Source organism: Segetibacter aerophilus, assembly GCF_007991655.1.
Taxonomy (GTDB): Bacteria; Bacteroidota; Bacteroidia; order Chitinophagales; family Chitinophagaceae; genus Segetibacter; species Segetibacter aerophilus.
In genome coordinates this window covers 14,031-26,907 of sequence record NZ_BJYT01000034.1, presented here as the reverse complement: position 1 = coordinate 26,907, position 12,877 = coordinate 14,031, and the positions used below count along the sequence as shown (strand labels likewise).

10 protein-coding genes are annotated in these 12,877 nt (G+C 39.5%); 4 read left to right on the top strand and 6 right to left on the bottom strand.

Annotation, left to right across the window (positions count from 1 at the left end; all coding sequences use genetic code 11):
* The first annotated feature begins 16 nt into the window (after positions 1 to 16).
* Positions 17 to 1,420 carry a RagB/SusD family nutrient uptake outer membrane protein gene (locus tag SAE01_RS22530; protein ID WP_147206092.1) on the top strand — a complete coding sequence of 468 codons (1,404 nt, stop codon included), beginning with the start codon at positions 17 to 19 and terminating at the stop codon, positions 1,418 to 1,420.
* Positions 1,421 to 1,512: 92 nt separating this feature from the next.
* Positions 1,513 to 2,178 (top strand): hypothetical protein, encoded by a 666-nt coding sequence (locus tag SAE01_RS22525; RefSeq protein WP_147206091.1) that lies wholly within the window; start codon positions 1,513 to 1,515, stop codon positions 2,176 to 2,178.
* A gap of 39 nt (positions 2,179 to 2,217) precedes the next feature.
* On the opposite strand, the gene SAE01_RS22520 is transcribed toward SAE01_RS22525, so the two are convergent.
* The 5 genes from SAE01_RS22520 to alaS all read right to left on the bottom strand — a co-directional run bounded on the left by SAE01_RS22520 (position 2,218) and on the right by alaS (position 9,560).
* Positions 2,218 to 3,360, bottom strand: coding sequence for a TlpA disulfide reductase family protein (locus tag SAE01_RS22520; RefSeq protein ID WP_147206090.1), 1,143 nt, complete (start codon positions 3,358 to 3,360; stop codon positions 2,218 to 2,220).
* A 37-nt stretch (positions 3,361 to 3,397) separates the two neighbouring features.
* Entirely contained in the window at positions 3,398 to 4,840 is a 1,443-nt protein-coding gene (gene gatB / locus SAE01_RS22515; protein WP_147206089.1) for an Asp-tRNA(Asn)/Glu-tRNA(Gln) amidotransferase subunit GatB, read from the bottom strand.
* 146 nt (positions 4,841 to 4,986) lie between these two features.
* On the bottom strand, positions 4,987 to 5,973 hold the full coding sequence (locus SAE01_RS22510) for a PDZ domain-containing protein (protein ID WP_147206088.1): 987 nt from the start codon (positions 5,971 to 5,973) through the stop codon (positions 4,987 to 4,989).
* A 193-nt stretch (positions 5,974 to 6,166) separates the two neighbouring features.
* The gene (locus SAE01_RS22505) at positions 6,167 to 6,607 is read right to left on the bottom strand and encodes a hypothetical protein (RefSeq protein WP_147206087.1); all 441 of its coding nucleotides are present in this window, start codon (positions 6,605 to 6,607) and stop codon (positions 6,167 to 6,169) included.
* A 334-nt stretch (positions 6,608 to 6,941) separates the two neighbouring features.
* A complete protein-coding gene (gene alaS / locus SAE01_RS22500; RefSeq protein WP_218029228.1) occupies positions 6,942 to 9,560 on the bottom strand; it encodes an alanine--tRNA ligase in 2,619 nt (872 codons plus the stop codon).
* A 188-nt stretch (positions 9,561 to 9,748) separates the two neighbouring features.
* Between alaS and SAE01_RS22495 the strand changes: the two genes are divergently transcribed.
* Positions 9,749 to 10,720: a M23 family metallopeptidase gene (locus tag SAE01_RS22495; protein ID WP_147206086.1), complete on the top strand. Its 972-nt coding sequence runs from the start codon at positions 9,749 to 9,751 to the stop codon at positions 10,718 to 10,720.
* 201 nt (positions 10,721 to 10,921) lie between these two features.
* Positions 10,922 to 12,022: a MerR family transcriptional regulator gene (locus tag SAE01_RS22490; RefSeq protein WP_246113310.1), complete on the top strand. Its 1,101-nt coding sequence runs from the start codon at positions 10,922 to 10,924 to the stop codon at positions 12,020 to 12,022.
* Positions 12,023 to 12,052: 30 nt separating this feature from the next.
* Here SAE01_RS22490 and SAE01_RS22485 read toward each other — a convergent pair whose 3' ends face one another.
* Positions 12,053 to 12,877 carry a hypothetical protein gene (locus SAE01_RS22485; RefSeq protein ID WP_147206085.1) on the bottom strand — a complete coding sequence of 275 codons (825 nt, stop codon included), beginning with the start codon at positions 12,875 to 12,877 and terminating at the stop codon, positions 12,053 to 12,055.

The following is a 12,877-nucleotide window of genomic DNA, read 5'->3' as shown; positions in this document are numbered from 1 at the left end:
AAAAAAAAATATTAGAATGATACTAAAATATAAACGTGCGCTACTACCTACTTTTTTATTAGGTGTGATGCTACTTGGGGCATGTAAAAAAGATTTTATAGAATTATTGCCCGAGACGTCCGTAACCCCCGAACAGGCCCTAATATCTGAACCTGATCTTCTTACAGCACTCAGAGGTGCTTACGCAAGCTTAAGAGCGGTGGATTATTTTGGACGGACTGTACCTGTACTGGGTGATGTAATGTCTGATAATGCATATCAATCTCTAACTAATTCAAACAGGTACACCAACTTCAATCTCAACAACTTTACAGTTGCAGACGCGAATGTGCTAGGTTTCTGGCGCTCTGCTTATGCTACTATTTTAAGAGCTAATAATATTATTAACTCTTCTCTTCCTTCTACTACTAATACAAACCAGTACAAGGGAGAAGCTTATGCACTTAGGGCCTTGAGCTATTTTTATTTGATTCAATATTTTGCTAAACCTTATACTGAAAGTCCTGACGCTTTAGGAGTACCTATTGTGCTCACTTTTGATGCTAACGCTACACCTCCAAGGGCTAAAGTAAGTGAAGTGTATACTCAAATTATTAGCGATCTTAATGCAGCTTACACTAATATCACCCAGTTTACAAACTCAACCCAATTCAGCAAATATGCTGCTAAAGGATTGCAAGCAAAGGTGTACCTAACAATGGGTGATTATGCTAACGCAAGAACTGCGGCTTTAGATGTAATTAATAACAGCGGCTTTACTCTTGTAACGGCAACAAACCAAGCCACTTATTGGAATACCTTAACTCCAAGAACTGACAAGCTAGAAACATTATTGGAGGCTTCTTCTGATGCTAACGCTAATAATGGTTTTGATGCTTTACCGAATATTTACAACCAATCAGGTTATGGTGATTTGCTAGCTTCTGATGAATTGTATTCACTTTATTCAGCCACTGACTCAAGAAAAACGCTTTATACTACAATAACCCGGGGAGGTCTTGCAGGTGTGGCAATGAATGGTAAATTTCCAGGAACTTTTGGATCTGAGCTTAGCGATACTAAAATTCTTCGCTTAAGTGAAATTTATCTTATAGCTGCAGAAGCATCTGTTACTACTAATCCTGTAGATGCCCTTACCTATGTAAATGCAATAACAAGCAGAAGAAATGCTTTACCTATCGCTTCGGTTGGAGCGCAGCTATTTGAAGACATCATAACAGAAAGAAGGAAAGAGCTTGCTTTTGAAGGACAAAGGTATTTAGACTTGCAACGCTTAAAGCGGGATGTTGTAAGAAGTTCGAATTACCCGGCTGCTGCGAGAGCTATTCCTTATTCTAATTACAGAAGAATATTGCCTATTCCTCAAGCAGAACTTGATGCAAATCCTAATATTAGAACACAGCAGAATAGTGGTTATTAATCTGTCTCTAACTTATAAAAAGAGAGTCGCCAATAAGCGACTCTTTTTTTATACCTCGAACATTGTTTATTTTTCCTTAATAATAGAATAAAATGGTTAAGAAATTTTACTTTCTGGTTTACATGTTGTTGTTGACCTGCACACTTGCATATAGCCAGGATTTATCAATTAAAGATCCCGCTACAGGCAAGTATTTTTCTGCTTCAGCATATGCGGATTTTAAAGGAACTCCTTTTCTTGAGGATGAATGGTTAGCTGGAAGTGTGATTACATCAACAGGTTTACGCTTCAATACCAAGCTGAAATTTAATCTTTTCACTAACAGCCTTTTTCTAAATAAAGATGGAGAGGCTTTAGAGATTTCGGATGACATTAAGACGTTTACTTTAATGCCTGTTGTCACTGATAGTAATAGCTACAGGAATTTTACAAAAGGTATTGTAGCTAGCGGATTGACGTCTAAACAGTTCGTCGAAAAATTAGTGGGAGGCAAACATGAGTTATATAAACTGCATACAAAGGTTGTAAGAGAATTAAATGAAATAAACGTCGGAATTGTAAAAAGATTTGCAAGCGTTGTTAAGTACTACCTATCCAATCCGACAAGTGTGAAACATTTCGAATTGGATAAGAAGCAAGTTTTGGAAGCCTTATCTGACAAGCAAGAGATGGTGAAAGATTATCTTTCAAAAGAAAAACTTTCCTTTAAAAATGAAAAGGATTTAATTAAAGTGATCGAGTTTTATAACACACTTTAGCAATGAATTGCTCAGCTATTTTCGCTGACGTGAAATCTTCTACTTTAACACCTCTCCTAACTTCCTTACTAATTCTTCCCCCCGGAGAGAGCTGGCGATAATCTTTCCGGTTGGATCCACCAGTACGTTGAATGGAATTCCATCAAAACCATAAGCGGCGACAGCAGCGCTTTCCCATTGCTTGAGGTCGCTCATGTGTGTCCATGTTAGCTGGTCTTTAGCGATCGCTTTCTGCCATGCAGCCTTGTCCTGGTCAAGCGACACTCCAAGGATAGTGAAATTTTTATTTTTGAATTGGTTATAGGCAGCAACTACGTTTGGATTTTCCGCACGGCACGGTCCACACCAACTTGCCCAAAAATCAATTAACACGTATTTTCCTTTAAAGCTACTGATGCTTACAGCCTTACCATTTACATCCTTCATGGTTAAATCGGGCGCCTGTTTATTTAATAAAGCGTAGCTCGTATTAGTATTGTCGCTTGTAGAAGGTGTTGGTGTTTTAACAGCTAGTAAACTTTTGATTTTAGCTAAACCTGTATGCTCCGGAAATTTTTGCGCAGTTGCATTTACCATCGCAATAATTTCTTCATTTGGTATTGTCTGGCTGGCGATTCCAAGAGCGTATAACGAAGCTGCAGGACTGGGAGAGCCGTCGATAAATTTCTTCAGCAGGTTATTAAGTCCAGCCACCTGCTGGTCGTTCTTGGTTTGCAGTATTTCTGATAAACTATCCTGACCGGGGGTCGCTTTAATGCTGTCAATCACTTTAAAGGTGGCAAAAATTGCCGAGTCTTTTGACCTGTAATCTTCAAACAAATTATGTAAGCTTTCTGATGCAGGTGAACCTTCTACCGTATAACTTCTATAATCGTTCACGTCAAGATGAACCTTAATATTATTGTTGTCGTTAATCACAATTACGTCTGGTCCGTTGTCTATAACCAGCCTGTAAATACCTTCTTCGTTTGCTCTGCCTCTCAGTGTAAATGAGCCTTTATCCTTAAGTATTGCAGAGTCAAGAACCACCGGTTGTGCGTTTGCATACGGCGTTTCCATAAGTGTTACTTTCTTGCCAGGTGCGTTTTCTATGACTCCCGTTACCACAAAAGCCCCGTGCTTTTTTTGCTCGCAAGAAGTAATGGTAGCTATCAACAGTACCAGGTATATTATCTTTTTCATGTTCTGTATAGCAATCTTTCAATGCTACTTTTATTTGTTATCTTAATTTTTCTTCCAACAGTTGTGTTGCCTTTTTAGGATCAGCTTTGCCCTTACTAACTTTTTTTATTTCACCTACAAACAGTCCTATCAATCCTTTTTTACCTTTCTTGTATTCGACGACTTTATCAGGCATTTTGGCCAATACTTCGTTCACCCAGTTTTCTATATCTGCACTTCCGCTAACCTGTATAAGGTTGAGTTCTTCGGCAACCTGTAAAGGTCCTTTTACTGGATTTGACAATAATACCGGTAAAACCTTTAAAGAAGCTACAGAGAAATTCACTTTCCCTTCTTCAACAATAGTCACTAAATCAGCCAAGGTTTTTGGCGTAATAGAAAGTTCGTTAAAAGAAATATTTTGTTCATTAACGACTTGCCTTAACGGACCCGTCATCCAATTTACAATTGCTTTGTAGTTTTTCGAGTATGCAATTGCTTGCTCAAAATATGCAGCCGTTGCTTTGTCATCACACATTTGGTGAGCGTCATATTCACTTAAACCCAACAATTTATATTTCGCAAACAGTACTTGTGGCAATGCAGGCAGCCTTGCTTGTATACCAGCTATAAATTCTTCGGTTAAAAGAAACGGAGTTAAATCGGGCTCGGGAAAATAGCGGTAGTCATTTGCTTCCTCTTTGTCGCGAATGGCAAAGGTGGTATCATTATCAGCGTCAAAGCTTCTTGTTTGTTGAATAATGGTTTCACCTTTTTCAACCATCCCTATCATCCGGTCAATTTCGTATTCGATCGCTTTTTTGACGTTTCGTATTGAGTTAAGGTTTTTTACTTCGACTTTAGTTCCAAGTGTAGTTTCTCCTTTTAATCTTATCGAAACATTGGCATCACAACGCAAACTCCCTTCCTCCATATTGCCATCGCAAACTCCAATCCATCTAACCAATTTTCTTATCTCTGTCACGTACTGAAATGCCTCTTCAGCAGAATGCATATCAGGTTCTGTAACGATTTCAATTAGCGGAACTCCGGCCCTGTTAAGATCAATACAAGTGTAATTATCATCCGCATCGTGAATGCTCTTGCCCGCATCTTCCTCCAGGTGAATGCGGTTCAATTGAACGTTTCTTTCTGCATCTTTTGTTTTGATAGAGACGTATCCCCCTTTACATATTGGGGTTGTATGCTGAGACACCTGGTAGCCTTTAGGCAAATCAGGATAAAAGTAGTTTTTACGTGCAAAGTAATTGTAGCGTTCAATTTCGCAATTGCAGGCAAGGCCCATCATAATTGCGTATTCAACAGCTTTCTTATTTGTCTTTGGCAAAGTACCAGGATGCGCCAAAGTAATCGGACTGATGTGCGTATTGGGCTCTGCACCAAATGAAGCGCTATCCCCACTAAATAATTTACTTTGAGTTTGTAGCTGTGCATGAACTTCAAGTCCTATTACAGCTTCGTATTTTCCATTTACATCCATAGTATAGAATAAAACCTCGTGTTATGCTGTAAAGGTATTAGAATTACGATAAAGCCTTGTTTAAGCCTTGTTACAAATCTTTGCAGCCATCCCATAAATAAAAAAGCCGCTACTGTTGGTAGCGGCCTTACTAAAAATATTTTTATTTACAGATCAGCTGTCTTTAATCTCTTTGGCATTTTAACTTCCGCAGTTTGGGATTTTCCGCCTCTCTTGTAGGAAAACCTTACAGTTTCGCCTTCTTTTAAATCTTTGATGGCGGTACGCAATTCATCTACACCAGCAACATCTTTACCATTCACCCCGGTAATTACATCACCATCTTTAAGACCAGCTTTTGCTGCCGGAGAGTCTTCGTCAACATCCTTTACTGTAACACCTTTGCCTTCTTCTACATCCTGAATTTGTAACCCAATTTTCGGTTTTCTATTAAAGTTGAAATTGAAGTTTTCCATTGGAGGAATAACCCCTTCAGGCATACTAAAATTAAAGTCTCTGTTGAAGTTGTATGCAAAGGAGCGCGACTTGTTTTCACCTAAGACTGCTGTGGTCTTATTTTCTTTGCCATTGCGTTTGTAGGTAATGTCAACCTTGTCATTAGGGCTGAGGCCGGCAATAGCTTTAATGAGATCAGCAGGCTCTTCCACTTTTTTGTCACCTACTTTAGTAATGACATCGTCTTTCTTTAATCCGGCTTTGTCTGCACCACTTTCTTTTGTTACATCAGTGACTTTTACTCCATCATCAGATCTTGAAGTAACTACTCCTAACATGGCTTTATTCGAAGAAGCACCGGGACCAAAAAAGCGATCGGGGCCTTCGGCATTTATCAAGCCCCTCGGACTAGTGAAAGTTCTTACCCTGGGAGCCAGTGCCATCGACGGATCTCTCTTAAAAATCGTCACATCATTGTTCTTGAATTCATCAACAGGCTTTCCATTAATAGTAACATTGTCGCCATCGACAACTATTGTCATTTTATCTGTTTTACCACCTTTTTTGCGAATCACAATCTCCTGTGATTTCTCATCATTGTCTTTCGAAGATTTTTCCTTTTGATCCTGGGGAAAAGCAGCGCTACCGATAAATGCTGTTGCCACCGCCGGTACAACATATTTTATCCAATTCTTCATAATGTTTTATTTTTTATTGGTTTACGAAAGTGTTAGTACATCAAATGTAAGAAAGATTTTTAAATACGAAAGTTTTCGGAATTGTTAATTTAGGAAAAGAAGAAAATCTTTTTTCTGTATTCTGATGCGATAGGATCAAATAAAAAAAACCTACGCGGAGCGCAGGTTTTTTTAAAATCATAGGAGTTTATTTTTATTTTTTTGTTGTTTTGAAAGTTGAAAGTCCCCCTGTACTGTTTACTTTCAGTATGACAGTTTCTTTTTCGTTTTCTGCAGATATGAAGTATCCTGCATCTTCTGTTCCGTCCATTTCAACAGCTTCTTTTACAGTATAATCGCTAAAATCTCTTGCGAAAGCTCTTTTTGCTTTTACAGGCAGCTCATCTATTGTTATTGCTCTGCTGGTTGCCACTTTTTCACCGGTAGCATTGTAGAAAGCTTCCATTTTTTGATCGCCGACATAGAAAGATGCTTTATAGTAATTGTTAGTCGAAGTCCAGTTCACATTAGAAGCCTGGGCGTATTCAACTCTGAAACTTCTAATTACCAGGTTACTAATTTTTTTGTTATCTCTCGCAAAGGAGCTTGCGGCAACTGTAATCGTAAGTAAGGCGGCTAAGAATAACTTTTTCATAATGTTGTTTTTTATTTTTTGATTATTTATGTCAGTTGTTTTTGATTGACTAGTCAAAAGTATAAGTTGGGAAGAGGCTAACGAAGGCAAATGGGATGAGAGAAGACTTCGCGGTAGTATGAATTGATGAACGGTAATGGCGCAATCAAAAAAAGTTGCCCAAGAAGCAAGCCTGGCGCGCCTTTGATTGTTTTTTCGATAGAAATTCAAAAAAGCTTAAAACCAGTGATAAAATAAAAAGGCCAAATAAGCAGTTTGGATGAATGGTAATTGGATGCAGGCTATAAACAAAAAACCCTGCAATTGCAGGGTTGGTAAGACAAACGCAGCGTTATTATAACAATGCCTTTACGCGCTCAATAACTTTTATTAGGTTGCTTACGTCTTGCCCACCTGCAGTTGCAAGTGTCTTTTGTCCGCCCCCCCCGCCTTTAATTAAAGGTGCTATATGTTCCTTGATAATTTTTGGCGCTTCTAGGTTTTTGGTCGCTGCAACAGTTTCATCTAACATAATTACCACGTGGGCTTTTCCGTCAGCTTTTGCGGCCAATACTACTACGTAGTTCTGTAAATCCTGTTTAAGGTCAAGACATAATTTTTTTAAACCTTCGGTATTACTAACCTCAACTGTCTGACCCAGAAAGTTGATACCATTTACCTGCTCCATCTGTAACAATAAACCTGGTTTCAGGGCTGCAAGTTGCTTTGCTTCCAGGCTTTCTATTTTTTTCTTTAGTTCAGCGTTTTCAGCCTGTAAGTTTTCAACTGCCTTCTTTACATCTTTCGGATTTTTAAGTAATTCTTTGATTTCGTGCAAAGAAGAAAAATGCTCATTTATTATCTGTTCCGCAGCATTTCCGCTGACTGCTTCTATCCGTCGCACACCTGCCGCCACTGCAGCTTCGTGTGTAATTTTAAAAAAGCCTAGTTCGCCTGTGCTACCTACATGTGTTCCCCCACAAAGTTCAATTGAATAGTTTGGATCAATTATTACCACTCTTACTACATTACCATATTTTTCTCCAAATAGCGCCATCGCTCCCAGCCGTACAGCTTCTTCTTTGCTCATTTGTTTGATTACAACAGGCACATTTTCTCTTATTTTTTGATTTACAATTGCTTCGATTTCTGCAACCTCCGCGTCTGTAACTTTCGAGAAATGGGAAAAGTCAAACCGCAAATGTTCGTTATTCACAAGGCTACCTTTTTGCGCTACGTGTGTTCCTAAAACTTTTCTAAGGGCAGCATGCAAGAGATGGGTTGCACTGTGGTTTGCTTCAGTATTAGTACGAAGGGTCTTATCAACACGGGCAATAACTTCTGTGTCAATTTCTCCCGGAAGCTTTTCTGTGAAATGAATTGTGAGGTTGTTTTCTTTTTTTGTGTCGATAACCTCAATTGTCTCTGGGCCAAAAATCAACAATCCCTTATCACCTACCTGCCCGCCACTTTCTGCATAAAAAGGAGTAGTATTTAAGACGAGCTGAAAAGCTTCCTTGCCTTTTGCTTTTACTTTGCGATACCGCGCAACTTTGCTTTTTGCTTCCAGGCTATCATAGCCAACAAAAGCAGTTGAGGAAGTGTCGTCTAAGACAACCCAGTCTTCAGTATCTATTGCCGTTGCTGCCCGGCTGCGGGTCTTTTGCTGTTGCAATTCCTTTTCAAATCCCTCTTCGTCAACTTGTAAGTTATTCTCAGATCCGATCAAACGTGTTAGGTCAATTGGGAAGCCATAAGTATCGAATAATTCAAATGCTGCTTTTCCGTCGATGACCCTGTTAGATGTTTGACTCATTAACTCATCCATCTTTTTAAGCCCTTTTTCCAGGGTTCTTAAAAATCCTTCTTCCTCTTCTTTAACCACCTTTGTCACAAAGTCAAGTTGGGAGTACAGCTCGGGAAAAACGGTTTGAAATTGTAGACCTAACACGGGCATTAATTCAAATAGCAGCGGTTGTTTATAGTCGAGGTAAGAATAATAATACCGCACGGCCCTCCGAAGAATTCTTCGGATAACATAACCGGCACCAGTATTAGACGGAAGCTGGCCGTCGGCAATCGAAAAAGCAATTGCCCGAATATGATCGGCTATTACTCTAAATGCTACATCTTTTTTCTCATCCGTGTTTGTGTACTTCTTGCCGGTTAGTTTTTCTACTTCAGCAATAGTTCCTGTAAAAAGATCAGTATCGTAGTTACTACTCTTTTGCTGCAGTACGCGAACCAGACGCTCAAGTCCCATGCCCGTGTCAACATGCCGGGAAGGGAGAGCTTCAAGGTCGCCGTTCTTTAACCGGTTGAATTGAATAAATACATTATTCCAGATTTCGATGACCTGTGGATGATCATTGTTGACCAAGCCCTTCCCCGGCACCGCTTTTCTTTCTTCATCACTTCTGCAATCAACATGTATTTCTGTGCAAGGCCCACACGGACCTGTATCGCCCATCTCCCAAAAATTATCTTTTTTATTACCTAAAATAATTCTGTCTTCGTCAATAACCTTCCTCCATTCGTTAAAAGCTTCCTCGTCTTTTGGAAGGTTTTCTTTTTCACTTCCTTCAAATATGGTAACATATAACCTGTCCTTTTCGAGCTTGTAAACTTGGGTCAGCAACTCCCAACTCCATGCAATTGCCTCTGCTTTAAAATAGTCGCCGAAGCTCCAGTTACCCAACATCTCAAACATAGTATGATGGTAGGTGTCCACGCCTACTTCTTCCAAATCATTGTGCTTACCGCTTACCCGCAAACACTTTTGTGTATCAGCAACACGCTTGCTTTCAGGTTTTTTATTCCCGAGAAAATAGTCCTTAAATTGGTTCATACCTGCATTGGTAAAAAGCAGGGTAGGATCGTTTTTTACAACGATGGGCGCAGAGGCAACAATGAGATGTTCCTTTTGAGCAAAAAAATTTAAAAACTGCTTCCTTATTTCTGCACTCGTCATCATAACCGACTAAAATTATTTAGAATCAAAATTTATATTTGTAACCCCTTAAATAGAGGGGCGTAAAGGTAGGAAATGAAAGGCCTTTCCTTGCGTAGAGGTTTCAATACTTTCTGGGGCAAATTGTTTTAAAGCAATTATTAGCTGAACTTCGTTTGCTATAGTATTTTTTAAAACGGAAAATCAGTCTTTTGAAGAAAGTTAAATATTTCTACAACACGCACACCCTCCGTTATGAAAAGCTTACCGTTCCCTTGCGGGTCAAACTGCTACGTGTGTTCGGCTTTATTGCAACTTCCCTCGTTTCTGCTGCTATAATTGTTTGGGTTGGTTTTAAATACATCGGGTCTCCCAACGAGCGAATACTGCGTCATCAATTAGAAGACTACCAGGATAACTATAGCCTTTTAAACAAACGCGTGCAGGAATTGCAGCAAAAAATAGCAGAACTCGAAAAAAGAGACAACCAGGTTTACCGCGCAATCTTTGAAGCGAACCCAATCCCTGATAGCGCCAGGGCAAAGCAAATTGAAAAGTCGCAGGAGATAGCTGTAATACAAAAGATGAATGATAATGATCTTATCAGAAGCATCGTTAACCAACTCAATAATTTAAACGCGCGGGCATTTTACCAGGATAAAAGCTACCAGGAAATAGATGTAATGCTGCATGATAAAGAGAAATTGCTGGCTTCGATCCCTGCAATTCAACCTGTGAGTAATAAAGAACTGACGCGCATAGCTTCAGGCTTTGGTTCGCGGATTGACCCCGTTTATAAAGTTTCCAAGTTTCATGCAGGTCTCGATTTTGCCGCTCCCATTGGAACCCCTATTTATGCCACGGCCGACGGCCGCGTAAAGAGTGCCGGTCGCGAAGAAGGTGGTTATGGAAACCATGTAATCGTAAACCATGGCTATGGTTACGAGACGTTGTACGCCCACATGGCTAAAATAAAAGCGCGTTCGGGCAAACCTGTAAAACGGGGCGAAGTTATTGGCTGGGTAGGTAGCACGGGTAAGAGTACCGGTCCTCATTGTCATTATGAAGTGCACAAAAACGGAGACCAGGTAAACCCAATTTATTTCTTCTACAACGATCTAACTCCTGAGCAATTCGACCGTCTCGTTAAGTTAGCCACAACCATTAACCAAAGCTTTGATTGATTTATGGCAGAAAATTCAAAATATGAATATTAGGTAACGAGCTTTAAAACTTTGTGGCAACATCGTTGTGTCACTCCCTTTTACAGCATATTATTTTGCAACAATTTTGCTGTTGTTAGTAAATTATTAAATCAGGTTTTTGTTTCTAATCTGTGGAAAAACTCCGTTTATTGTTGCGGCTTCATTTACTATTTTTACAATATGCGGCAGCTTGACTTGTTTGGTTCTCCGATAGAAAAATCGCCACAGGAAGACAAACCTGCGGAAAAAGCGGTTGTTGCACCAAAAGGAGAAAAGGGTTCCAATGCTTCAAACGGCCCATCACCCCTCTATTCTAAAAACGCCCTTCGCAGTGAACGTCTCCCACGAGAAAAAGCGATGCTCTCCAAAACAAAGGAGCAAGTAGGGGAGGAGGAAGCAGGTGAGGTTAGCGTTCCCTCTTCAGAGCCTAATTCGACACCTCTTTTTTCTTTGTTTGATGCTCCTCCTACAGCAATAACCCAAGATGCTGCCACTACTACTTTGGAGGTAATTGAAGAAGATTTTCAGGAACCGGAAATTGAAACGATAACCAACACTTTTGAGGAGCGAAAGGAGTTAGAAGACATTGCAGAAGAAACAAGCACTTTAGATGTTTTAGAAGCGGTTTCTCAAATACCCGAAGTTCTGATTTTGGAAGATGAGCCCAAGCTTTCATCTGAGATTTCTATTGTTGCCGAGCCCGTGGTAGAGTTAAAAAGAAGGGACGAATTACCAAAACAAAAAAAGCCGCCAGTACCCGAACTTCAACGAACTGGTTCAGTCATTTTCGATGATGGAAAAATTACTGTCAAAATAAAAAATACCAGTCCTTTTCCTGCACCGCTTATCAAAGAGAAAAAGGAAAAAATTAAAAAGGCGCTTCAAAAACGAGGAAGAAAATCCTTCAAAGAAATTGATGCCGAAGTAGACTTGATTGAAATTCCTGAAGACGAAATTTTATTTCAGAAACAGTATTACCCCATAAGTGAAGTGGCCAAATGGTTTCGGGTAAACACCTCATTACTGCGTTTCTGGGAAAATGAATTTGATGTACTAAAACCGCGAAAGAACCGGAAGGGCGATCGCCTGTTCAGACCGGAAGATGTAAAAAATTTACAACTCATTTATCAGTTGCTTAGACAAAGAAAATATACAATTGAAGGAGCTAAAGAATACATCAAGACCAACAAGAAAAAGGCAGACATTCAATTACAATTGACAAATACTCTACAAAAGTTTAGAGGATTTTTATTAGACCTTAAGGCCAATCTGCAACCGTAAGCGCCACGGTTACTTCGCTCAAACTCTCTACTATTTCAAGACTTTAAAAATCTGCAGTTCGCCATCTTTGGTAAGGCAATACAACAAACTACCGTTGAAGTTTATTTTTTTATACGTCGCCTGATCTTTAAACGCTTTAAAGGAGGACAACTGAAGACTGGCAGGTTTATATAAGAAGATGTAATTACTATCCCTGGCAGTTATAGTGTTTTTGTCGATGACTTGTAAGTCGATAAAATGAAGCAGTTGAAAGTTGTTTTTCTTGCCTCCGTAGTAATCAAAAACAAGCAGCCCTTTTAATGGATCGTACAGGTACAACTGCCCGTCACGATCATACATCGTATTTGGCGTGGGAACAGAGTCAAATATTTGCCTGAAGTCTGTTGAAGTCATCAACACTTTTCCCGACTCATCAATCTTTTTTAGCTTGTTTTCTAATTCATCAAAAACCCAAATGTTACTATCGTAACTAGTAGCAATTGCTGTAGCCTGTAAAATGTTTTGTTGTCGGAGGTTGACAGTCGCACGAACATTCAATAGCCTGTCTAAAATAACAACTGTAGAAAAATCTTTGTAGTAAACTAAAATTTTCAAGGGGTTGGTTGCGTCGAGCGAATAGACCTTGCCATATCTTCTTACGTCGTTATACACCGCAATTGAATCACCTTTTTCATTCACTTTTTTCACTTGGTTTGTACCAGTTAGAAGGTAAATGTTTCCGAGGTTGTCGGTAGTAAAATCTTTCACATTTTCCTTCAGCGTTTGTATTAGGGACACGTTTAAAACATCCCGGTCCTGCCCCATAGAGAGCGTGGTAATAAACAAGCAGGTAAGTATCGTAAAGATTTTTCTCAA

Excerpts from the sequence above, each read along its gene's own strand:
- SAE01_RS22520 (WP_147206090.1), bottom strand. The coding sequence starts at position 3,360 with ATGAAAAAGATAATATACCTGGTACTGTTGATAGCTACCATTACTTCT.
- SAE01_RS22530 (WP_147206092.1), top strand. The coding sequence starts at position 17 with ATGATACTAAAATATAAACGTGCGCTACTACCTACTTTTTTATTAGGT.
- SAE01_RS22505 (WP_147206087.1), bottom strand. The coding sequence starts at position 6,607 with ATGAAAAAGTTATTCTTAGCCGCCTTACTTACGATTACAGTTGCCGCA.
- alaS (WP_218029228.1), bottom strand. The coding sequence starts at position 9,560 with ATGATGACGAGTGCAGAAATAAGGAAGCAGTTTTTAAATTTTTTTGCT.
- SAE01_RS22490 (WP_246113310.1), top strand. The coding sequence starts at position 10,922 with ATGCGGCAGCTTGACTTGTTTGGTTCTCCGATAGAAAAATCGCCACAG.
- SAE01_RS22510 (WP_147206088.1), bottom strand. The coding sequence starts at position 5,973 with ATGAAGAATTGGATAAAATATGTTGTACCGGCGGTGGCAACAGCATTT.
- SAE01_RS22525 (WP_147206091.1), top strand. The coding sequence starts at position 1,513 with ATGGTTAAGAAATTTTACTTTCTGGTTTACATGTTGTTGTTGACCTGC.
- gatB (WP_147206089.1), bottom strand. The coding sequence starts at position 4,840 with ATGGATGTAAATGGAAAATACGAAGCTGTAATAGGACTTGAAGTTCAT.